19 protein-coding genes are annotated in these 21,004 nt (G+C 69.6%); 14 read left to right on the top strand and 5 right to left on the bottom strand.

Annotated elements, in window-relative coordinates:
• Positions 1–341 precede the first annotated feature (341 nt).
• Entirely contained in the window at positions 342–515 is a 174-nt protein-coding gene (locus tag AC0693_RS37870) for a CsbD family protein (protein ID WP_478738485.1), read from the top strand.
• A gap of 166 nt (positions 516–681) precedes the next feature.
• The gene (locus tag AC0693_RS37875; RefSeq protein ID WP_478804479.1) at positions 682–1,209 is read left to right on the top strand and encodes a hypothetical protein; all 528 of its coding nucleotides are present in this window, start codon (positions 682–684) and stop codon (positions 1,207–1,209) included.
• A 30-nt stretch (positions 1,210–1,239) separates the two neighbouring features.
• Here the strand turns inward: AC0693_RS37875 and AC0693_RS37880 are convergent, their stop codons facing one another.
• The gene (locus tag AC0693_RS37880; protein WP_478804480.1) at positions 1,240–5,151 is read right to left on the bottom strand and encodes a P-loop domain-containing protein; all 3,912 of its coding nucleotides are present in this window, start codon (positions 5,149–5,151) and stop codon (positions 1,240–1,242) included.
• 601 nt (positions 5,152–5,752) lie between these two features.
• Between AC0693_RS37880 and AC0693_RS37885 the strand changes: the two genes are divergently transcribed.
• The 8 genes from AC0693_RS37885 to AC0693_RS37920 all read left to right on the top strand — a co-directional run bounded on the left by AC0693_RS37885 (position 5,753) and on the right by AC0693_RS37920 (position 15,778).
• Positions 5,753–7,105, top strand: coding sequence for a S1 RNA-binding domain-containing protein (locus tag AC0693_RS37885; protein ID WP_478804481.1), 1,353 nt, complete (start codon positions 5,753–5,755; stop codon positions 7,103–7,105).
• Positions 7,106–7,113: 8 nt separating this feature from the next.
• Positions 7,114–7,410, top strand: coding sequence for a hypothetical protein (locus tag AC0693_RS37890; RefSeq protein WP_478804505.1), 297 nt, complete (start codon positions 7,114–7,116; stop codon positions 7,408–7,410).
• A 1,172-nt stretch (positions 7,411–8,582) separates the two neighbouring features.
• Positions 8,583–10,292 (top strand): LPXTG cell wall anchor domain-containing protein, encoded by a 1,710-nt coding sequence (locus tag AC0693_RS37895; RefSeq protein ID WP_478804482.1) that lies wholly within the window; start codon positions 8,583–8,585, stop codon positions 10,290–10,292.
• A gap of 1,056 nt (positions 10,293–11,348) precedes the next feature.
• The gene (locus AC0693_RS37900) at positions 11,349–11,714 is read left to right on the top strand and encodes a hypothetical protein (RefSeq protein ID WP_478804483.1); all 366 of its coding nucleotides are present in this window, start codon (positions 11,349–11,351) and stop codon (positions 11,712–11,714) included.
• On the top strand, positions 11,711–12,415 hold the full coding sequence (locus tag AC0693_RS37905; RefSeq protein WP_478804484.1) for a nucleotidyl transferase AbiEii/AbiGii toxin family protein: 705 nt from the start codon (positions 11,711–11,713) through the stop codon (positions 12,413–12,415). The genes AC0693_RS37900 and AC0693_RS37905 overlap by 4 nt, the downstream gene beginning before the upstream one ends.
• A gap of 138 nt (positions 12,416–12,553) precedes the next feature.
• On the top strand, positions 12,554–12,793 hold the full coding sequence (locus tag AC0693_RS37910; protein ID WP_478804485.1) for a hypothetical protein: 240 nt from the start codon (positions 12,554–12,556) through the stop codon (positions 12,791–12,793).
• Positions 12,794–13,024: 231 nt separating this feature from the next.
• A complete protein-coding gene (locus tag AC0693_RS37915) occupies positions 13,025–15,001 on the top strand; it encodes a sensor histidine kinase (RefSeq protein ID WP_478804486.1) in 1,977 nt (658 codons plus the stop codon).
• Between the two features lie 111 nt (positions 15,002–15,112).
• Positions 15,113–15,778, top strand: coding sequence for a response regulator (locus AC0693_RS37920; RefSeq protein ID WP_478804487.1), 666 nt, complete (start codon positions 15,113–15,115; stop codon positions 15,776–15,778).
• 8 nt (positions 15,779–15,786) lie between these two features.
• Here the strand turns inward: AC0693_RS37920 and AC0693_RS37925 are convergent, their stop codons facing one another.
• Both AC0693_RS37925 and AC0693_RS37930 read right to left on the bottom strand, forming a co-directional pair.
• Positions 15,787–16,200 (bottom strand): hypothetical protein, encoded by a 414-nt coding sequence (locus AC0693_RS37925; RefSeq protein ID WP_478804488.1) that lies wholly within the window; start codon positions 16,198–16,200, stop codon positions 15,787–15,789.
• 262 nt (positions 16,201–16,462) lie between these two features.
• Positions 16,463–16,957, bottom strand: a complete 495-nt coding sequence (locus AC0693_RS37930) for a GNAT family N-acetyltransferase (RefSeq protein WP_478804489.1) — start codon at positions 16,955–16,957, stop codon at positions 16,463–16,465.
• A gap of 280 nt (positions 16,958–17,237) precedes the next feature.
• Here AC0693_RS37930 and AC0693_RS37935 point away from each other — a divergent pair, with 280 nt between their 5' ends.
• Complete coding sequence (locus AC0693_RS37935; protein ID WP_478804490.1) at positions 17,238–17,699, top strand: hypothetical protein; 462 nt, start codon at positions 17,238–17,240, stop codon at positions 17,697–17,699.
• Positions 17,700–17,731: 32 nt separating this feature from the next.
• Here the strand turns inward: AC0693_RS37935 and AC0693_RS37940 are convergent, their stop codons facing one another.
• Together AC0693_RS37940 and AC0693_RS37945 are read right to left on the bottom strand one after the other, a co-directional pair.
• A complete protein-coding gene (locus AC0693_RS37940) occupies positions 17,732–18,346 on the bottom strand; it encodes a hypothetical protein (protein WP_478804491.1) in 615 nt (204 codons plus the stop codon).
• 630 nt (positions 18,347–18,976) lie between these two features.
• On the bottom strand, positions 18,977–19,204 hold the full coding sequence (locus AC0693_RS37945; RefSeq protein ID WP_478804492.1) for a hypothetical protein: 228 nt from the start codon (positions 19,202–19,204) through the stop codon (positions 18,977–18,979).
• 300 nt (positions 19,205–19,504) lie between these two features.
• On the opposite strand from AC0693_RS37945, the gene AC0693_RS37950 reads away from it, so the two are divergent.
• The 3 genes from AC0693_RS37950 to AC0693_RS37960 all read left to right on the top strand — a co-directional run bounded on the left by AC0693_RS37950 (position 19,505) and on the right by AC0693_RS37960 (position 20,464).
• On the top strand, positions 19,505–19,693 hold the full coding sequence (locus AC0693_RS37950) for a YegP family protein (RefSeq protein ID WP_478804493.1): 189 nt from the start codon (positions 19,505–19,507) through the stop codon (positions 19,691–19,693).
• A gap of 88 nt (positions 19,694–19,781) precedes the next feature.
• Positions 19,782–20,096, top strand: a complete 315-nt coding sequence (locus AC0693_RS37955; protein WP_478804494.1) for a hypothetical protein — start codon at positions 19,782–19,784, stop codon at positions 20,094–20,096.
• Between the two features lie 188 nt (positions 20,097–20,284).
• Complete coding sequence (locus AC0693_RS37960; protein ID WP_478804495.1) at positions 20,285–20,464, top strand: hypothetical protein; 180 nt, start codon at positions 20,285–20,287, stop codon at positions 20,462–20,464.
• Positions 20,465–21,004: the final 540 nt, after the last annotated feature.

Raw genomic sequence — 21,004 nt, forward strand, 5'->3', positions numbered from 1 at the left:
CCCCCCCCCCCCCCCCCCCCCCCCCCCCCCCCCCCCCCCCCCCCCCCCCCCCCCCCCCCCCCCCCCCCCCCCCCCCCCCCCCCCCCCCCCCCACCGCCGTTTCTGTATGTCCTCTGGCCCTGAAATCGGGGAGCGGGGGTATCCGTGAGGCAGCCGGGATGGTTGTCGTGACGCAGCAGGGAACCTGCTCACCTCCACTGATCGACGGCCATCCCGGTCGAAACACCAGCCACCGCCAATGGCCCGAACACGACACGGAATTGCAGAGTCTCGTTTGAGATGCTCTCCACCGGTCATACGGGGTCTCGTAACGCTTTTCTACGAACAGGGAGTGATCAGCTGTGTCTGGTGAGCAGAAGACCAAGGCGATGGGTGAGCAGGCCAAGGGCAAGCTCAAGGAGACCGCCGGTCGCGTCACGGGTAACGAGCGGCTGACCGCCGAGGGTCGGGCCGAGCAGGCTGCGGGCGATGCCCGTCAGGCCAAGGAGAAGGTCAAGGACACCTTCAAGCACTGACCTTCACGCCCTTACGCGACGGGGCCGGGACCATCACTGGTGGTCCCGGCCCCGTCCCGTGTCCGGGCAATGGGCAATGGGCGCCGTGGGTGCGGCCGGTGTCCGCCTGGTGTCCGGATGCCCGGCCGCTTCAGAATGGTGCGACTCGATACGAGGAGACGACACCGTGGATCCGATCACGTTGGCAGGCATCACGGCCGTGGCGCTGAACGAGGGGGTCAAGTTCCTGTACGAGCAGGCGGGTGAGGTCCTGCGGAACTACCGCGAGCGGCGCGCGGCCACCGCGGCCCTGCCCCCGGAGCTGTTCGAGGCGTCGTCCCGGGCACTCGTCGCCGACCTGGACACGGTCGCCGCACTCGAGCCCGAGCTGCGCATGCTCCGCCGCGACCTGGGGGAGTACGGGCAGGGCGTGGACCTCGTCGATCCGCGGGACTCCGAGGTCCTCGCGCTCGTGGACGGGCTGCGCCGCACGCTGGAGGCGGTCTACGGCGCGCCCATCGTGTTCCGCGGGGAGCCGCGGCCGGACGGGGTCCGGGTCCGCGGTGGGGTGGTGGTGCAGGAGGTCCGCGGCTACGTGGCGGGGGTCCGCGCCCGCAGCGCCTCCGCCGGGGACATCGAGGGCACGGTGCGTGCCGACACCGTCGAGGTGGGTGGCCAGGCGATCGGCGTCGACCTTCGGAGCGACCTGGTCTGAGCGCAGCCAACCCGCCTCGTCCCTGGCGTCTCAGCGGCCGGGGCCGACCGGCGCGGCCAGCAGCAGCGCTTCCACCTCGGGTCCCGGGACGAGGACCGCGAGCGCCGCGATCAGGTCTACGTAATCGAGGTCGGCCAGAGCCGGCGAGCCCAGGATCTCCTCCAGGGACCGGCGTGCCTCGGCGGCGTCCGGGCCGCCGCGCAGCACGGTCACGACGAGGGTCTCGGCCACCTCGCCGAGGGAGGTGCCGTGGGTACGGGCGGCTTCGCGCCACAGGAGCCCCAGGTCCGCGTACCGGCCCAGGCGCGCCGCCGTAGCGGCCAGTTCGGTGAACGCCCGGGTCCGCTGTTCGGATCCTTCGATCTCTCCGGCGCTGTCTATGGCGCGGACCAGCGCGGACCCGGCCTGCCCGTCATCGCCGATCTCGTGGAAGGCCTCGGCCAGTCCGGCCGCGGTCTGGATCCTGCGGCGCAGCATGACGTCGAACTCGTCACGGTTCTCCACCTCGCGCGGGTGTCGGCCGGTGAAGAGGAAGGGGTTGCCGTCGAACACTGCCCGGGTGTGGGCCTTCTGGAGTTCTACGGACGCTGCCCTGGCGGCTCCGGGCCATGCGAGCCGGGTGGCCTGGAGCAGGCACCAGACCGCCCCTTCCTCGTCCTTGCCGAGGTGGAGCCACGTGTCCTCAGGCCACTGCGCGAGTCGCCCGAGGATCCCCTTCACGGTGTCGCGCAGCACCGCGCAGGCGTCCTCGAACGCCCGCCGGTCGTCGCCGGCTCGCAGGACGCTCGTCGCAAGGGCCTGCTCGTACGGGGATGCCCCGCGCGTCCTCCCACCGGGAGCGGGGGCCCGTACCTCTGCCTCCCGCAACAGCGCCAGCTCCGCGAACTCGCCGTGGGCCGCCAGCACGTGGCGTACGTCGCCCAGATACATCAAGCCGCTGGCTTCGTCGCGCCCGGTCGGCGTGCGAGTCACCGCGACGGCCTGGTCGGGCAGCCGGGCGCGCAGCAGGTTCTTCACGAGCCGGTCGGCGTCCTGCCGCCGCCGCTTCTCCTGAGGCAGTCTCCTGAACCAATCGACGGCTTCCGCACCGAGGACCTTCGCGCGCTCCTGGTCGCCGCGTACGTGCGCCGCCCAGGCCAGCGCCGCCCGTGCCGGCCCGACCGCCTCGGTCCCGCGCGGGCCGCGGACCACCGTACGGGCCACGGCTGCCGCCAGGCGTTCGCGGTCCGTGTCGGCGAGGACCAGGGCGGCTTGAGCGCACAGGTCGTTCGGGATCCGGTCGGCTCGCTCGCGGGCGGCGTCGGCCAGGGCCTTGCGGTGGCCGGGCCGGGTCTCGGCTCGGGACAACCACGCCAGGGCCCGTACGTGTTCGGCGCGGTGGTGCGCGCGCAGCCGGTCGGCTTCCTGCCGCGCGCGGTGTCTCTGCCCGGCCGCGGCCAGGACGCGTACGACGGCGAGCCGCAGGCCGACGTTGCACAGGCCGTGGAAGGCGTCGACGTGCCCGGCGTACAGGTCGTCGTCCACGGTGTGGGAGGCCTCCACGAGGGCATCGAGCAGCGCCGGGGCCTGGGGATCACCGATGTGGGCCATGACGGTGGTGTGGTGCAGCAGGACCTGAAGGTCCCCGGGGTGCTCGGCCAAGGCCGCTTCTCCCGCCGCGCGCGCCAGGGCGACGCCGTCCGGGCCGCGCCGCGCGGCCTGCACGGTCCGGGCCAGCAGGACGGCACCGGGGGCCGGCGCGCTCCCGCCGCGCCCCGGCCGGTCGGCGCGTGGGGGCATGTACGTTTCCAGGTCGCCCCGAGCGGCATGCACCAGCAGAACGGATTCGTCGACGTCCGGCTCGACCGTCAGTGAGCTCAAGGAACTGCCGTCGGCCGGGACGTGGGCTGCCGCCATCGCGTTTCCCAGCCGGTCGAGCAGGCCCGGGTTCGCCCGTTCTGACGGCGATGCCGATGCCGTGAACGTCGCCAGCGCCGCCCGGGTGAGGATTTCGGTGACCGTACGGGCCCGCGCGACGGGTTCGCGGATGCGCAGGGCGGGTTCCACAGCCGGTTCCGGTCCGGCTTCCTCCAAGAGGAACGCCGCGAGGTGGCCCAGCAGCACGTCGCCCGCGACGTCCAGGACGGGGGCGAACTCCTCCCTGGTGAACCGGGGGACCACCGGGGCCAGCAGCGCGGCGGCGGCCGCGGACCAGTCGGCGCCCGTCTCACCGAACCCGCCGGAGGCGACCTCGTGCAGGGCGGCCGGGACCTCGCCGGGGGAGCGGGACCCCAGGGCGGCCAAGATCATCAGCAGCCACAGCAGCGCGGTGTCCTGCGGATAGGTACGGGCCTTGGCGATCCCGGCCGCCGCGCCGAACCGCAGGGCGGCCTGGACGGGGGTCATGACGTCGGCCTCCCGGCGGCCCCACACCAGGTCGAGGGCCAGCCCGGCGGCCCGGGCGTGGGCATGGGCGGCCAGGGAGGCCTCCAGCGCGAGGGCGAGCGTGTCCAGGTGCGGCTCGCGGTCGGGCGCATCGGCGCGCTGCGCGGCGAGGTAACCAGGGGACGTGGCCAGCGCGTAGAGGCGGTCCTGGAGCGTTCGGCGGCTTCGGGTCGGGCCGCCCGCTGCGGATTCGAGGGCGGTCTTCAGGTGGTCCGGGAGGTGCCGCAGCAGGTACGGGTCGTCGCAGCCGCGCCAGTCGTCCTCCCACGTGTCGAAGGCGTGGTCGGCGATGCGCCGATGGCCCTCGCCCGCGTCGACGTAAGGATCGTTCCCCGCGAGCAGGAACTCCGCGAACGCCCGGTGAAAGAGCGTCCACGGACCGCGCGGACCGCCGCCCTGAAGGTACTGACCGAGGACGCGGACGGCGTCGAGCACCTCCTGCTCCGTACGGTCGAGCAGGTCCGCCAGTCGGCCGGCGGCGAACCCGTCCTCGCGGGCGGCGACGAGCAGGGCGAAGACAGGGCGGAATACGGTGCGCCAGCGTTCCTCGGCTTTCACGCTGCCGACCGGACGGATCTCACGGCGCAGTGACTGCCGGAAGGCATCGTCGAGCCCGCGCGGGAGCGTCCAGGCGTCGTCCGGTTCGAAGCCCTGCCGGATGTCGGATATCAGCTCCTCGGTGACGAAGCCCACGTAGAGATAATTGCCCGCTCCGCGCAAGGCCAGGGCTCGGGCCAGCGTCTCCTGCTTGGGTCCGGGAAGCCCCGTACCGCTGAGCCGCGCACGGGCGTAGGCCAGGAGGTCGGCATCGGGGTCCGGTGCGTCGTCCACGAGGTCGACCACGACGGCGTCGGGCAGGGTGTGCAGGGCGTCCGTGACACGCGGGTCGTGGCGGGAGGTGAGCACGAACCGCAGCGGGATCCGGTCGGTGCCGCCGAGGACGAGCTCGGCGATCGTACGGTGGCCCCGGTAGGTGAGCGCTTCGTCCAGGGCGTCAACGACGGCCACCGGCCGCTGCGCCGGGGCGAGGAGCTCCAGCGGTCGGCACACCAGCTGTTCGAAGGCCTCGTCCGCGGTGACGTGGGAGAAGGTGACCCGCACCCCGATCACGCTCGCGTCCGGATGGACCGTACCGGCGCTGGCCGTGCCTTCGATGCGCAATTCCCCGGCATGCCCGGACCGCTCCCGCGCCACCCGTTCCAGCGCTTCGGCGAACCCGGGCACGGTCGCGCTGAACTGCTCGGCGAGGGACTCGGCGAAGCGCACCGGGTCGCAGCTGCTCCGGCTGGCCGCGCGGCACCGGTACACCGCTACCGCTGTGCCCGCGACCGGCGCGTCGCCCCACAGGTGCTGCACGACGGCGGACTTGCCGGCGCCTGGATCCCCGGTGATGAACAGATAACCCGACTCGGTCGAGACCCACCGCCGCACGGCGCCGGCGACCCAGCCACGCCCGACGAACTCCGCGACGGCGTCGCGCGACGGCGGACCGGCATCCATGCCCATGCCCATGCCCATGCCCGCAGGGTAGGGCGGGAGGAGACGGTTGAGAACCCGGCGGCGATCAATGGCCGTTGTGGTCCGAGCTTGGCCGGAACGGGTGTCGGCGCCGTCAGAGAGGTCATCGGGCGCGGCAGAACGATCCAAGCAACATCGGCCACCGCTGCTGCGGGCGCCGGCCCGTACGGCGCGTGGGTGCGGGGAGCGGAACGTGCGGGCGGCGGCCGACTGCAGTCGGCAAGCATCCCGCCCTGTTTCGCCAGCGTGCGCGATAAAGTGCGCGAGAGTGCTTGGTCGGCAGACATGCGGTGGGGAGCGGCTGTGGACGGGGTGGCGGATGCGCAAGGGCTGACGGCGCGCGGTGGTGGATGTGGCGTGGATCAAGAGCCGTCTCCAGGGGGAGCAGCCCTCTCCGTCAGTCGCGTCATCGTCTACCGCGTGCCCGAACGCCGCCCGAGCACATCCGCGCCTTCGACCTCCAGCAGGAAGTGACGTGCTGCCATACGTCTATCAGGTCACGAAGTACGACCCGGCCGACCGCGACGGTTACCGGCGCTACACCGGCACTGAGCCCGCGACCAGCGACCACGGGCCGGTCGAAGCCGCATACTTGCAGGCCGTGGCCGCCTTCGCCGAGGGTGCCGGTATCGACCAGCTGACGATTCGCGAGCCGCAGCTCGGCGGCTTCGGCCACTTCGGCCTGGAACCACCGGCCGACGGTTACGGCCTGGCCAGCCTCTTTCCCGCTGGCCCCGCCGGGTTTCACGACGGCGTGCTGGTGCCGATCGGTGTCGGCCTGGAACTGGTCCGGGCCATGCTCCGCGACAACGGCGCCTGGTGCCGTCTGGAGGTGGAGGGAGCATTCACCGTGCACGTGGGCTGGGACCAGTACCTCTACCTCGGCAGCAGTCGGCCCTGCGAAGCGGCGCTGACCCGCATCCGAGCGCTCGGGCTGTTCCCGGAACGCCTGGAGAGCTCGCCGTACGACTTCGCCCCCGACGATCCTGCGTACGTACAGCGTCCGGCCGACGATGAATTCTGGGACCGCCTGCGCTGGACCGTCAGCGCTCACCGTGCCGTGTTCCTGGAGGAGGGTTTCGCCGTCAGTGCCTCCCGGTGGCACCGCCTGACCTTCGACACCATCGAGAGCGTGCGCTCGCAGTTGGCCCCACGCTCCCAGCTGGCGGTCTGGCCGGACCTGCTCACCGACGTCTACACGGCCGTGGCCGCTCTGCCCGACGAAGGCTTGGTGGAGGTCGTCTGGGAGGACAAGGAAGGACAGATCAAGAGCGCGGTCGCGGACGAGACGCAGTTCGGGGTAGTGACCTCCCAGCTCGCCGCCGCGCGTGCTGCCGGCGTTGTCTCCATGTATGCCGGTGAAGACCGCCCCCTGTTCACAGCTGTACTGCCGGACAGCGACGGTGTCCTGCGCGCTCGCTGGCAGACCGAGCCGACGCCCAGCGACCGGGACTGGGCGTTCCTGAAGACCCTGCGCCGCGGCCAGGTCGTCACGGGCACGGTGAAGACCATCGCCAGCTTCGGCGTCACCTTCGTGGACATCGGTGGCTTCACCGCGATGATCAACGTCCCGGAGCTGTCCTGGCGTCCCTTCAACCATCCGTCCGATGTCGTCAGCATCGGCCAGGAGATCACCGCCGAAGTCCTCGACGTCGACATGGTCTGGGAACGGGTACCGCTGTCGCTCCGAGCGGTACAGGAGGACCCGTGGCCGCAGGTGGCGCAGCGGATCGGCGAGGTGGTTACCGGACCGGTCATCAAAATCATGCCGTTCGGTGTCCTGGTCCGCATCGAAGACCGGGAGGACGGCTTCCAAGGGCTCGTGCGTACCAGCGAGCTCGAGGAACCACCCGGGGGTGCTGTCGAGGTCGGCGCCGCTCTCAAGGTGAAGATCATGGATGTCGACCTCGTGCACCGTCGCATTTCCCTATCACAGAGGCATGCTGACCGGTGACGACGTGGATGCGCTGCTACTGGGATGAGGAAGCCACGTGGTTCTACTTCGAGGTCGACGCCGACGGCTGGGTGACCCGGCAAGTTGAACTCCACGGTCCTGAGTCGACACCACGCGTGGCTGCCTCCGTGGATGAGTGGCAACGCGCCGAGCAGGCAGGCGGTCTGAGTGAGTACGAGAGGAGGTTCGGGGCCACCGCCGAAGTCCCGGTGTCTCAGTGGGAGGGTTACGAAGCCGATCAGCTGACCTCCCAAGAATTCGAGGAGGTCTGGGATGCGGCCCGACGGAAGATCGCAGCTCGCTGACACGGGGCGAGCATGGGGCACGGGCACGCACGTGGATTGCAGTCAGTTCTTCGGCGACCTCGTAGGCCCGGGCCGGGTCGTAGACGGTGACCGAAGTGCCGGGGCTGTACATCGCGGCTGACCGGGGCGTGTACCCGTAGGTTTCGACGCCACGCTGGGTCGCTATGCGGTCGACCTCGCTGACGGGTACCCCCCACACCTTGGCGGTGCGGGCCGGGGTCCACCACCCGTCCGGACGCACGAAGTCTCGCTTGACCTCCGTCTGATGCTCCACCGCCACCTGGCCCTGGCCGAGTTGCTCGGTCAGCCAGCGGGTCAGCGCCTGTGCGTCGACTCGAGCCATCGGTGCGGATGTCGCCGGTTCGCACTCCACCTTCTCGCCGCGGGTATGCAGCACTACCTTGAGCGACGTTCGCTTCCCCAGACTGAGTCGCTCGAAGACGACGACCCGCTGCAGATCGGCCATCGCCATGGTCGACGAACGCAGAAAACGGGCGATCACGACCTGCGGCGTAGTTCCCAGGGGGCGCAGCTCGACCCACCGCACCGTCGTGGAGAGCGTGAGGTGCATCAGGGCCACCGCGGCCGGGATCATTGCGAGGACCGTGAGCGCCAGGAGGAACCAGAAGCTGCCCCAGAGGAATGAGCTCCCCGAGCCCACGGCGGCCAATAGAACGGGCAGCAGGATGGGGGATGCGACCACTGGCGGGACCACGATGCCCCCGCCGAGCGCGCCGGCCAGCGCGCGGGCCCGGTTGGGCACGAACATCAGCCGCCATCCGGCGGTCACGGGTAACACCACGTCCGCCAGCGGGTCGGGATGCCGAGTGCCATGGCTCAAAGGTAGTTCCCTGCAAGGGAGTTGGTAAGGCCACAGTGAGCCGCACCTTCCCGGGGCCGGGAACCGCAGGCGACAGCGCGTCACTGGCTCGCCGGGTCCCCGGGTCGCCGGGTCCGGCAAGAGGGTCCGACCGGCTCTCGGCGAAAAGTAATTGAGACGGCAACCTTTCCACTCCGAGTGGCCACTGAGGGATGTACCGACGAGGGCGAGCCGTGATCAGCGGCGCCACGCCCTCCGCGCCAGCACCCGAACGGAGCCCCACGTGTCACCAGACGACCCGAGATCCGCCGAGCAGCCGATGCCCTGCGGTCGCACCCCTCGCCGTAGCCGGATGGGCCGGCGCTTCGTCGCGGGGGCGGTGGCGGTGCTCGCCGCCTCGGTCGGCCTCGGCACCCTGGCGCCCAGCGCGGGCGCCGCGCCGACCGTCGACATCAGTGTGAACGCCGGCGCGTCCCTGGGCACGGTGCCCAGCAGCGGCGTCGGCCTCAACACGGGCTTCGGCGACGAGCACATGGGGGACGCCAAGGTCACCTCGCTGATGAAGGGCGCGGGAGTCCGGCAACTGCGCTATCCCGGCGGCTCCGGCGCGGACGAGTACCACTGGAAGACCCACACCTCCGGCGACGGCAAGGGCTGGATCCCCTCCAACACCGACTTCGACCACTTCATGGCCACCGCGAAGACGGTCGGCGCCCAGCCGATCCTGACCGCGAACTACGGCTCCGGCACCCCCCAGGAAGCCGCCGACTGGGTCAAGTACGCCAACGTCGACAAAGGCTACGGCGTGAAGTACTGGGAGATCGGCAACGAGGTCTACGGCAACGGGCACTACGGCAACGGCAAGGGCTGGGAAACCGACACGCACGCCGACAAGAGCCCCACCGCGTACGCGAAGAACCTGGTCGCCTACGCGAAGGCGATGAAGGCCGTGGACCCGAAGGTGAAGATCGGAGCGGTGCTCACCACCCCCGGCTACTGGCCGGACAAGGAGAAGGCCCCCGGTGACAGCGCCGACTGGAACAACACGGTGCTCTCCATCGCGGCGGGCTCGATCGACTTCGTCATCGTCCACTGGTATCCGGGCGGCACGACCACGGGCGACCTGCTGAACACGCCCTCCCGGATCGCCGGCGTCACCTCCTCCCTGCGCTCGCTGATCACCACGTACGCGGGCTCGCGCGCCGCCTCGGTGGAGATCGCGGTCACCGAGACCGACGGCGTCGGCTCGCCCGCCCTGACCAGCCAGGCCGCCGCCCTGTTCGCCCCCGACACCTACATGAGCTGGTTCGAACACGGCGCCACCCACGTGGACTGGTGGAACCTGCACAACGGGACGGACCAGGCCCCCACCACCGTCTACGGCCAGACCGACTACCAGGACGGAGGCGTGCTCTCCGCCGGAACCTGCGCCGGAGGCACGTGCCAGCCGCCGCGCGACACCCCCTTCCCCACCTACTGGGGCATCCGCTCGCTGACCGCACTGGCGCAGCCCGGCGACACCATGGTCAAGTCGTCCTCGGGCGACCCGTCGGTCGCCGTGCACGCGGTGCGCGCCGCCAACGGCGCTCTGAACGTCATGCTGATCAACAAGAACCCGCAGAACGCGGCGCAGGTGTCGCTCTCGTACGCCGGATTCACCCCGGCCGCCGGGGCGGTCACGACCGTCTCGTACGCCACGGGAGCCACCGCCCTCACAACGGCGGAGCGGGGCACGGCAGCCGCACAGACGCTGCCGCCGTACTCGATCACGACCCTCCAGCTGAAGCCCGCACCGGGAACCGCCGGCGCCAACAAGCCGACGCCCGTCCCCACGCCGACCGCCACCACGCCGGTTGCCTCCGGTACGACCGGCACCCGCGCGCAGGGGCAGACCGGCGCCCGCGTCGGCCAGCCGACCCCGAGCAACACGCCCGGCGGCCTGGCTGTCACCGGGACCAGCAACGCCGTCACGTACAGCGCCGTCGGTGGCCTGCTGGTCATCGCCGCCGGAGTCGCACTGGTGCTGCGCGGACGCCGCCGCAGGGGTCTGCACGGCAAGTGAGACCACGTGAGTGACTGACGGCCCGGCAGCAGCGCCACCTACGGGTGGCGTGCGCGGCCGGGCCGTCGGCGTCCGCCCGGGCGTCGGCGCCGGCCGTCAGGAACGAACAAGGCCCGGGTCGTTGACCTGAACGTGGCCCACCTCGGCACTGGGCCTGGCCTGCGGGGCGGGCCAGGAGCGCTGCGGCCCACCGTGAGGTGGCCCGGCACTGAGAATTCTGGGAGTCGCCCCCGCAGGTGCGGGAAGCAGTACCGATCCGGCTTCACGGGGCGGATGTTGTCGGGTCCATCCCCGCGTGTGCGGGGAGCAGGTGACGTGCCGGACGGTTCAGCGCGCACGGGCGGGGTCATCCCCGCGTGTGCGGGGAGCAGTCTTGCTGGGCAGCCACTTTAGATCGGCAGCAGCCAGTTCTGAACCACTATCGCTGAAACCGGGAAATCGGGAAATTTATACGGCAGGGCAAGATCATGTGGCGCTGCCACCTCCGCTTCCCACCCGAGAACCCCCCATCTCCCGGCACACCCACAGCATCCACAGAAGGCGCGCCCAGTCCCTCGCCGCACGCGGTATCCGACGCACGGGAGCTACTCCGCACCACCCACCACATCAGCCACCGTGCCGCTTGTCTCCAGCAGCGGCCGCATTCCACCCGTGACCCGCCCCACCCGGGCCCGCCCCACGAGGCGAGTACCGGAGCGAAGCGCAGGGCGCAGCAGGCCCGTACAGAGGCCCGCACTCGGATCACGGACAATGGCCGAGATCGAGCATCACTCAGGCCAAGCCCCACACACACCTCCCGGCCCCTGACCTCGTAATCACGCGGCTCAGCAGCCCCCGCAGCCCGGCCGCACAGTGACCAGCAGCACCACTCATTCCCACCACGGCACGACCGGCACAACCCGCCCGCCGCCCCGCCCCGGCACCGCACCGTACGTACCGAGCCGCCGCCGATCGTCGTACACGCGGTGGACCACAGGCGGGACGTCAGTGCAATCCGCAGGGCGCTGTGCGCGTCTGCGGTACCGGAGACGCGCGGGACGCGGGATAATCGGGTTCATGGTCATGTCCTCCTCCAGCAGCACGGCGCCCTCGGCGGCCGAGGTGCTCCACGCCCGGTACGCGGACCGACTGCCGGCCTCGCTGGAGGAACTCGCAGGCCCCCGCCACGGCATCGTCCAGCTGCCGCTGCACGTCGCCTGGTCCGGGCTGCGCTCCTACGACCTGGACCGCCCCCGCCTGCGCATGGGCCTCTACCGCACCGTGCTGGCCGAGGGCCAGCGCGAGGACCTCAAGGCCCTGCTGAACCGCGAGCTCCTCCTCGCGCAGTGGCCCGTCCTGCGCACGCTGGTCAGCAGGCGCCTGCGGGAGGTCTGGGAAGACGCGTTCCCCGAACTCGCCGCGGCGCGGACCACCGCCGCATGAACCTGAGCGACCTGCACCGCCGCCTTCTGGCCGCGGTGATCGACATCGGTGCGCCGTACCCCCTGGTGATCACCGGTGGATACGCCGTCCAGGCCCACGGCCTCGTCGAGCGCCTGAGCCAGGACCTCGACGTGGCGACCGAGAACCCGGCCCCGATGACGGAGATCACCGCCGGTCTCCACCAGGGCCTGACGGCACGCGGCTGGCAGGTGCGCGTGATCGCCGTCGACCCCTTGTCCGCCCGGCTCATGGTGGTGGATCCCGAGAACGGCGAGGAGTGCGAGGTCGACGTCCTCAAAGAGCACTTCTGGAACCCTCCGGCCCTGACCGAGTACGGACCCGTCCTCGCCTTCGACTCCGTCATCGGTACGAAGGTCCGCGCCCTGGCGGACCGCGGGGCCGTCCGCGACTTCATCGACGTCCACGCGGCCTCCCGCCACCGCACCCTCAGCGACCTCGAACGCCTCGGCGAGCGGCACGGCCGCGACGAGTTCCGCCTCCAGGACCTCCGCGACCGCCTCGCCGGGGCGGACTGGGCGGACGACGAGGAGTTCGCGGCGTACGGCCTGACCGAGCACGAGACAGCCGAGCTGCGCGCCTGGGCCCAGGGCTGGGTGAGCGACCTGGACCAGCGCCTCCACGACCACTACCGCGACGGCGACGGCGACAGCCACCACGACGACCGCGATCATGGTCTCTGAGCCACTGCGGGGACCCGGGGGGACTGGGGGTACTGGTGGACCGCAGGCACTGCGAGGGCTGGCCCCTGACACCGTGTCGGCTGGGAGCCGACCCTTTTGAGGCCCGATTTCGTGTTCCGTGAAAACCAGCAATTGGACGTGACCATCGTCGCTGTCGCCCCCGTCGGCTCGAAGGTCGAAGTGGACGGACGGCGCGGCGTCTTCGCGGTCATCGATCTGGTGAAGCATCCATCGTGGTGGGACGAGAGCGTGGCCCCGCCCCAGGCGGGCGACAGGCTGCACGTCTGCGTTCTGGATCCCACCCGTAGGCCGTATCCCCGCCTGAGCGCGCTACAGGACGACATCGAGATTGCCCGACGTCTACGAGGGGATACGTAGCCCCGTCGCGGCGCGGGGCCCGCTGCCGCGGTCAACCACTCCAACCCGGGACCGGGCACCTGCCCGCTCCCGGCCCTTTCCGGGAGCACTTTCCCTTGTTTCCGGTATTACAGATCGTCAATGGTTGCTGCGCAGAGCGTAATCGACATCTGGGGGCCGGTCATGCGCGGACAGTCGGACAACGGAAACAGGCGGAGGCGGCGGTACGCACGGCTCGCCTGGGGGGCGTGGGTGCTCATCACGGCATTGGCGGGCCTGTCGATCGCGCTGGTGGCACTCACGCGGTCGGAAGCGCGGCCAGACTGGCATCCGTGGGTGATCGCACTGGCGGAACAGGTGTCGTTCATCGCGTTCGCCCTACCGGGCGCGGTCGTGGCCGCACGCCGACCACGTAACCCCGCGGGGTGGCTGTTGCTGCTGTCCGGGTTCGGGGCGACTCTCGATGGTCTGGCGCATGCCTACGGCCTGTACGCAATCCCTCGGGGCCTGGTGGGGGGAGTGCTTGCTGCGTGGGTGTCGAACTGGGCTTTCGCCGTGTACATCTTCCCGGTCTTCTTCCTGCTGCTCCTCTTCCCGGACGGTCGGCTGCCCACCCCGCGGTGGCGGTTCACCGCCTGGTTCACCGGTGCCTCCGCAGTACTCGTAGTGCCGTGCGCAGCCTTGTCACCGGGCCCGATCGACCGTGACTACTTCCCCACGGTGCCCAATCCCGTCGGTAGCCCACTGATGGCGTTCGCGGGTCAGAACGAAGGGATGGTGTCGCTCGTTCTCGTCGCGTGTCCGTTCGTGCTGGCGACTGCCTCGCTGCTCCGACGGGTGGCCATCAGCGACGCAGTGGCACGCCAGCAGATCAAGTGGGTGGCCTTCGCCATGCTGGTGAGCGTCGTCATGGTGCTCCTCACCGCGCCTTTCCACAGCGGGGCACTGGGAACGATCTCGGTCGACCTGGCAAGTGTGCTGCTGAGCGCGGCCATCGGCGTGGCAATCGTGCGATACGGGCTGTTCGACATCGACCGGGTGCTGAGCCGGTCGCTGCTCTACGCGGTGCTGACCGCCTGTCTGGCGGGGGTCTACGCAGGGGTCGTGAGCCTCCTCGAACTCACGCTGCAGAATTCGTTCACCGGAACCGTTGCCCTGTTGGCCACTGCCGCCGTGGCCGCTGCCCTGCAACCTTTGCAGGGGCTCCTCCAGCGCATCGTCAGCCGCATGATCTACGGGCTGCGCGATGATCCCTACGCCGTACTGGCCGAACTGGGGCAGCGGCTGGAGGCGACAACCGGGCCGGAACATGTACTGCCACAGGCCGCGGCGACGGTAGCCGAGGCGCTCCGCCTTCCGTATGCGGCGGTGGAGCTGCGCAGCACCGGGGCGGACGGTCCCGCGCTGCCGACAGCTCGCTACGGAACCGAAGTGCGCGACGTTCTGCGGATCGTGCTCGTTCATCAGGGCGAGGAGGTCGGTGTTCTGGTGCTGGGGGCCCGGGCTCCCGGAGAGCCGTTCTCAGCAGGAGATCTGCGGCTGCTGGCGGACGTGGCCCGGCACACCGCGCAGGCCGCGGTCGGCGTACGGCTGACGCTGGCGCTACTGCACTCAAGGCAGCAGTTGATCGCGACGCGTGCGCAGGAGCGACGCCGCCTCGGACGCGAACTCCACGACGGCGTCAACTCGGCCCTGAGCGAGGTGGTCTGGGGCCTGCAAGCCGCCCGCAAGTGGCTGCACACCGATCCCGCGAAGACGGCAGAACTGCTGACCGCCGCCCTCCTGCGCGCCCACGAGGGCGTCGATGGGGTCCGGCGCGTCTCGGCAGGGCTCCGATCCCCGGTCGACGCGATCGGACTGCCGGACGCGGTCCGGGCCTACTTGGAACGCTTCCCGCTGCCGACGGACGCGGATCTGCCGGACGACTTCCCTGAACTGCCGGCGGCAGTGGAGGAGGCCGCCTACTGGATTGTGGTGGAGGCCCTCACCAACGCGCTGCGCCACGCGCGGGCAAGCCGCTGTCTCGTGCGCCTGGAAGTGGGAGGCGATGCCCTGACGGTGACGGTCATCGACAACGGTCGTGGCCTGCCGGAACCCTTGCGGCCAGGGGTCGGTCTCGGTTCCATGCGCGAGCGCGCCGCCGAGATCGGCGGCACCTGCGAGGTCCGGTCACGGCAGGAGGGCGGAACCGAGGTGGTCGTCCGCCTCCCACGAACACTGCCGGCATGACCGGGACGGTGAATGCTCCAGCGAAGGCCGAAAGAGTGAATGCCGAAGGGAACAGCAGTGGACCACCACGATGACGAACCCGGCCCAGGCACTCCGCGGAAAGTACGCGTCGTGGTCGCCGACGATCAGCCGCTCGCACGCCTCGCCCTGCGCATGCTCCTGGAAACGCACCCGCGCATCCAGGTGGTCGGTGTCGCAAGCAACCGCCAGGAGGCCATGCGACAGGTGGCGGAACTCCGTCCCGACGTGGTGGTCATGGATGTGCGCATGCCCGAAGCCGACGGGCAGCCGGTCGCCGACGACGCGGGAATCTCGGCGACCAGGGAGATCGCCCGGATGCACCCGACGACCAAGGTGCTCGTGCACTCCGACTGGGACGAGGACCCCCTCGTGTCGGCCGCCATGCGGGCCGGCGCGTGCGGGTACCTGCGGAAGGCCGACAGGGACGAGGACCAACTGGCGCTGATCATCCTCATCGTCGCCTCCGGCGCGTCGGTCTTCAACGTCGGCACCGACCGCATGCGCCGACTGTTCGACGCTGCCCACTCCACCGATCGCCGGTCGGCCCTACCCGATCTCACCCCTGCGGAACGCGAGGTCGTCCATCTCGCGGCCACCCCGGAAACACCGTCCAACCAGGAGATCGCCGACGTGCTCGGAATCGCGAAACAGACCGTAGCCAACAGGATCCTGGACGCCAGGATCAAGCTGGGAGCCGTTGACCGCAAGGCTCTCATCACCTTCGCGCGCGACGCCGGCCTCGGTATGCGCCTCTGAGCGGCGCGTCACGGCTCGGGGAGCAGGCGGTGACCGGCTGAGGCCCCGCCTGGCGCCTGCGCGAAGCCGACCACTTCCTGGCCTTCACCAGCATCGCCTGCACCCTCATCCGCTACCGCAGACTCGCCAGATGGGCCGAGTGCGCGCCGCACCTCGCGGACCCGCTCCAGGCCGGTTGCGTACCAGTGCGCTTCCAGCAACTCCACCGCTCGGAGGGCGTACCGGGCCGCCTCCTGGGGGCGCCCGGCGGCGGCCTCGACCGCACCGAGGTCTCCCAGAATGACCGTGCGCTGCTTGTCGGCGTCCGCCGGGAGCCCGTCCAGCACGTGGAGCAGCGTCTCGCGGGCTTGAGGCAGGTGCCCAGCGGTCAGTTGCACGTTTCCCTTGAACGCGGCCAGACTGACCGGGCTGAACCAGTCCATCCACGCCGGGGTCGACTGGTCTTCGGCGTCCTCGACGACGGTCTCGCCGTGGGCGATCAGGTCTGCCGCTGCGCTTCACCAGCGTCCCGCACACCTGGGGCTTCGCCCTCTACCTCGCCAGTCGAGGCAAGTACGAGGACAACCTCCTGCCCGCCGGCCCACCTGTCGGCAGCTCCCAAGATTGCATGGACTGTGCCTGCTACCTCTACCTCGATGACCAGCCGGCCTGACGAACGCCCCTTCACTAACTAACGCGGGAGGACTACCGCGCATCGAATGCAACCCATGTGTTCCCCAGCAGCTCGGGCTTCCCAGGCACCGGTCGCCGCTCCTCGGTCCAGGCCTCGCCCGCGACTTCGGAAGCGACGTGACGCCAGAATCGTGCCGCGCCCGCGTTCTCCTCCTGAAATGCGATCTCCCATCGGCCAGGGTGCGCGGCCAGGACGGCCTGCACTGCTCGCAACCCGACGCCCGATCGGCGTGCCCCACGCACCACGAAGAAGCTGTTCAGCACGCGCGCATAGCTGTCCAGCGCGCGTACGAACGCAAAGCCGACCGGCCGGTCACCAGACCATATGAGGTAAGCCGACCAGGTGGGATCGCCGATCGCCGACTCTAGCCACTCGCGGCGGTATGTTCCGTCCGGGTTCGGCAGGACGCCCCAGAACTCCGACGGGTCGTGCAGAAAAAGCGGCCAGAGTCGTTCCAGGACGTCGCCGTCCTCGGCGCCCGCTCTACGGACAGCGAAGTCTGCCATCTGATCCTCCCTTGAGAACGCGAGAAGCCTTCCGGTAGACCGGAAGGCTTCGAACTATCGAGCGGACCCTATCGTTTCTACGACCTGGACACACAGCTCATCGAGACCGGGACAGACTCCTACCGTCTGGCCGTCACGCGGGCCCGCGCCGAAGCGGCTGCGGCTGTCACAAGCTGACGTCTGTCCAGGCCACAGGGCTAGAGCCTCTATCTTCGATGAGCTGATCAATTGATCGGCGCCCCCTGAAGGCTTGCGGCATAGCGCATGGAATCCTGGCCGCATGGATACGTTCGCGAACCGACTCGACGGTGGGTGGAAGTGGTGGGAGGCCGCCATCGAAGAAGCGCAGGAAGGGCGCTGGGTCCGTGACGCCGTAGAACGGCAAGTGATCAAGGACATCGGGGCCGCCACAAACCCTCTCCGTGGTGGGCGGGTGGCCCCGTTCACCGAGGACTCGTGGCACGTACGCATCGGGAGGATTGCGAACTGGGCCGGGGTGCTGCGGCTCGCTGCCCGGTCAGGCGGGTGGATACTCCAACCGGTCGCCGGAGTCCACCCACCGCACCCCGCAGGCATGGCCGAGCTGTTGTCTGGCATCTACACAGTCGGCGAGCAAGGAGAGATCTGGATGCAGCAGCTCTTGAAGGGCGAACTGCCACCTGAAGAGGAGATCGCGAAGGCCGAGGGCTTCCTCACCGGGCCGGGGTCCATCGAGGACCTTGAGCTCTTCTTCTACGACTGAATCGCTTTCTCTTCACTGTCTGGCCTGCACGCTTAGGCAGTGGCCTCACCTCTGATGTTGACGATACGGTCGGGCCGGCCGAGCCCGCTGGTTTGGATCCAACCCCGGCCCTGTACGTGGCCAGCATTGATCAGGGCCTCTGCTTGCCCCGACGGAGCCAGCGTCTGGTTATAGCTCTGGCCCAGCCCCTCCCCGGTGTCCGCGAACAAGTAGCTGCTCGCGTAGACCTGGCCGCTGTGCTCCCATTCGTGGCGCACAATCGGTTTCCGCAAGAGGCTCTCGAACCATGTGGCAGTGCGCTCAGCGAGTTCCTGCGGTGACCCGACCGCCTCCATCGCCAGGCTGGTCGGCTGGTCCGGGAGGAAGTAGAGCTGATTGTGGAGGCGATCACCGCGGACGCTGGAACCAAACAGGTGCACACCGATATCGATCAGCGACACCCTGCGGTGCTTATCGCTCAGCCCCACGAAGGCCAAGAGTGATGAATCGTCCTCGGGGCGACCGACCCAGTTGTGGGCATAAGGGACATCCCATGACTTGGCCTGCTCGCGGAGAGCTGTCGCGAAGGCGAGCTCGACCTCATCGAAGCCGAAGTCATCGTCAAGGTCATCTATCTCGAACCACGGATTCCCAAGCACGATGATCACAGTAGGACAGGCGGTCGACGACATTCACCCAGGACCGCGCAACGATCACACGGCAAACGGGAAGCGATCTGCGGGCGGTCTCTGTCAGCACTGCTCAGAGCCACTCGTGAACAGCCCACTGTCAGAGAACGTGTCCAGACGAGGGTGGCAGTGAAGTGGCGTGCGGCCTGATAGGTGATCGCAAACTCGTCCGCTTTGCGTTCCTTGTAGGTCTCGTGGCCGAAGGGGGACTGTACGCCTGTGTGGCCTCGCTTCAGTCGGTGATCGATGTCCAGAACAGCCGAGATGTTGGTCGCTCACGCGTCCAAGGTGGGGTCACTTCTCACATTCAGATCTTGGCCCTGAGGCTTTCGCACGGAGTCAGAACTGACCTATCGCTGGAGTCAGTTGTCACTGACGCAGCCAAACGTGGGACGGACAGCAGGCACAGGGCCCTCCCGCAACATCAGGGGTCAACAGCGGATCCGTGCGGGTGTCGTGGGTGACCAAGGCGATCCCCCGCCTTGTCGCGGCAGCCGGGCAGCAGCCCGAGGGCCTGGTCCTCGGGCTGCTGCCCGGGTCAGGCGGTGCCGGTACGGGCCGCTGGCTTGGGCCGTCACGGGCTCCGGTCGTGCTGGTGCGGATGTGCTTCTACTCGAAGGCGCTGTTGTTCTCCTTTCCGTCTGCGCGGGTGTTGGCGTTCCTGACCTCGCTGAGGATCGGGTCGCTGTTGATGTTCGTGCTCAGGGCTGAGATGTGGTCGATGAGGTCGAGGTTGTTGCCGCTGCCGTCTGCGATTCCGGCGTGTGCCGGTGCGGTGATGGCCAGGGCCGCCCCGACGAGGGCGAACGCTGCGAGTGCCCGCTTGGTGTTGTTCATGGCCCACCAACGATTTTGGGCCGACCGGGGTCACGGAAGGCGCCCGGCACCCTCGCGGTACCGGGTTGGCCCACCAGCACGTCCGCGACGTTGGAGCGTCCGTCCCAGTACGAAGCAACGGACAAGACCCTCGGCGCGGACCGGCAGGGTGCACAGCACGATGTCAGTGACGGCCCCTGTCTGCGGGGCGAGGCGGTGTCGCCGGCGAACAGGCCGCTCTTTCGCTGGGCGGGTGTTCAGGTTCTGGCGGGGTAGACGCGCGAGGACCCGACATGCGCATTTCAATGAGGAGGTTCCGTCATGGCTGCTCGCTTCGAAGTCCGTCACCAGCCCGCGAAGGGCTATCACTTCGTCCTGATCGCCACCAACGGCCAGGTGATCGCCACCAGCCAGCACTACGAGACGCACCGCTCCTGCCTGAACGGCATCGACTCCGTCAAACGCAACGCCGAAGCCCCCATTCAGGACACCACGGCCAGCGCAGAGTAAAACGGCCAGGACCCGGGACGACTTCGGCCACACCGAGTGCCTGGCCGCCAAGACCGACACCAAGACCCACACCCCAGGAGACGCAGCCGTGAAGCAGCAGACCGCCGAGAAGGCCTCCCTGATCGCCGATCAGATCCGCGAGAAGGCGGGACAGGCCGCCCAACTGGTGCGGGACAACACCCCCGACCCCGTGCGGGACAAGACCTCCCAGGCCGCCGCGCAGGTGTGGGACAGCGCGACCCGCGCCGGCCAGTACGCGGCGGAGAAGACCCCCGACTCCGTACTGGAGAAGGCCGGTCAGGCCGCGACGGCCGCGCGCGTCAACCGCACCCCGCTCCTCGTCGCCGGTGCCGCGCTGCTTGCGCTCGTGCTGGTGCGCCGCAGCCGTGCACGCCGCCGGTAAAAGCGTCCAAGGCCGCCGATAGGCGGCACGCGCCCCGAACGCATCGATCGTACGGACGGCGCGGGCTCCCACCGGCCAGAGGGAACCCGCGCCACCCGTATGCCTGCACTCCATACCGCTTACTCGGCCCCGAACGGCCGTGGTCTCCCCGGCGCGCGTGACGTCGTCGACCGTCACGATTGGACCGTATGTGGAAGTCCCTGCCGCCCGAGGACGCTCTCCGTCTGGCCGACACCCTGACCAAGGCCTTCACCGAACTCCGGACCACAGGCCAGGAGGCAGCCCGCCGCATGCGGGAACACCTACGCCACCTCCAGCAGCCGGCCGCCACCCCCGCCACCGCAACGGGCCCCACCCGCTTACCTTGACGGGGGCGCGCGCCGGACGGAACGGGGCGGCCGGCTGCCACGGGGGAGTCCGTCAGTCCATCCCACCAGCTGCAGGGAGTAGCCGTCGGCTGAGGCGATCGCGATCGCCGAGACTTAGGAGGGTTCATCCCCGCTCGTGCGGGGATCAGCATCCGCTAGCCGGCTCGCGCGGCGCCGTCCGGGGTTCATCCCCGCGTGTGCGGGGAGCAGGCTCGGTGACCTGCAACGCTACTCGGCAAGAGCGCCGTTTTGAACCACTTCCGCCGATTCCGGCAAAGCGGATTATCGATTTCAATCCAGAAGGCCGTCAACCGTCCCCGGCACAAAACCGTGGCCTACGGCGGCCAGACTGAGGCAGCCTGCCCCGCCCATAGTCCCTGCGTACATGGCCTGCCCGGCGGCCCGTCCCGCCTGGGTTATCCACACTGCGGCCTGTGTCCACAGGCGCGGCCCCAGCCCGCCTCGCGAGTGGGACGATCTCGACCCGTACGTTCGGCTGTTGGAGCATGCGACGGATGGTGGTGGGCGGTGACGCTATGG

The organism is Streptomyces sp. NPDC043876, assembly GCF_056435825.1.